Source organism: Kitasatospora sp. NPDC094028 (genome assembly GCF_049543595.1).
Taxonomy (GTDB): Bacteria; Actinomycetota; Actinomycetes; order Streptomycetales; family Streptomycetaceae; genus Kitasatospora.
The window spans coordinates 1-1,200 of sequence record NZ_JBMVFA010000112.1 but is presented as its reverse complement, the minus strand read 5'-3'; the positions used below and the strand labels follow the sequence as shown (position 1 = coordinate 1,200).

The window sequence follows — 1,200 nt, the reverse complement described above, 5'->3', positions numbered from 1 at the left end:
TGCAGCATGAAACCACCGAACCGCACGACGGGGTCCACTCCCGGTGAGGGAGCGGACCCCGTGCGTCGCGATGCCGTGCGCTGCCGGTGGCCGGATCAGAAGGACGGGATGACCGAGCCCTGGTACTTGTCCTCGATGAACTTCTTGACCTCGGGCGAGGTGAGGAGCTTGGCGAGCTTCTTGACCCGGGGGTCGTTCTCGTTGCCCTTCTTCACCGCGAGGAAGTTGCCGTACGGGTTGTTCTTCGCGGACTCCAGGACGAGGGCGTCCTTGGCGGGCCTGAGGCCCGCGGAGATGGCGTAGTTGCCGTTGACGACCGCCGCGTCCACGTCGTCCAGGGAGCGCGGGGTCTGGGCCGCCTCGACCTCCTTGAACTGGAGGTGCTTGGGGTTCTTGGCGATGTCCTCGGGGGTGGCCTCGTTGCCGGCGCCGGACTTGAGGGTGATGAGCCCGTTGTCGGCGAGCAGCTTCAGGGCGCGGCCCTCGTTGACGGCGTCGTTGGGGACGGCGACGGTCGCACCGCTCTTCAGGTGCACCGTGACGACGGGCACGATGTGGGTGCCGCGCTTCTTGTTGAAGTCGTCCAGGTACGGCTGGTTCTGGAAGTAGTTGGCGCCCACCGAGCCGTCCTCGGTCGCCGTGTTCGGCGTGATGTAGTCGGTGAACTCCTTGACCTGGAGGTCGAGCCCGGCCTTCTTCGCGAGGTTCTTCTCGACGAAGTTCAGGATCTCGGCGTGCGGGACCGGGCTGGCGGCGACGACCAGCGGTCCGCTGTAGTCGTGGGAGGCGGAGGAGTTTCCGGAGCCGCAGGCGGTCAGCCCGAAGGTGAGGGCTCCGGCGGCGAGGACGGCGGTGGTGAGCTTGGCGGTGTTACGCACGAAAAGTGCCTTTCCTTAAGGGTGGTGCGACCCCGGATGAGGGGGTGGGGCGCGGAGCGCCTCGTTGAGGGGTGGTGGTCGGGTGACGGGTGGGCGACGGGAAGTTCTGGGGGCGGCCGCTCAGCAGAAACGTTTCGACGCGCGGGCCGGCCGGTGCCTACGCGGCCTTGGCGACCTCGGCCGTGTCCGTGTCCGGCTCCTTGTCGCCCTTGGCCTTCAGCAGCCGCAGCCTGGGCCCGGGGCCCGAGCGGCCGCCGCGGCGGTGCAGGGCGCGGGCCGCGAAGTCGCCGGCGAACTGGATGAGGGAGATGACGACGGCGAG

1 protein-coding gene and 1 pseudogene are annotated in these 1,200 nt (G+C 68.7%); both read right to left on the bottom strand.

Annotated elements, in window-relative coordinates:
- Positions 1-95: 95 nt before the first annotated feature.
- A complete protein-coding gene (locus tag ACPC54_RS42160) occupies positions 96-878 on the bottom strand; it encodes a MetQ/NlpA family ABC transporter substrate-binding protein (protein WP_498973056.1) in 783 nt (260 codons plus the stop codon).
- 157 nt (positions 879-1,035) lie between these two features.
- Positions 1,036-1,200, bottom strand: a pseudogene (locus ACPC54_RS42155) (ABC transporter permease); the annotation flags it as partial.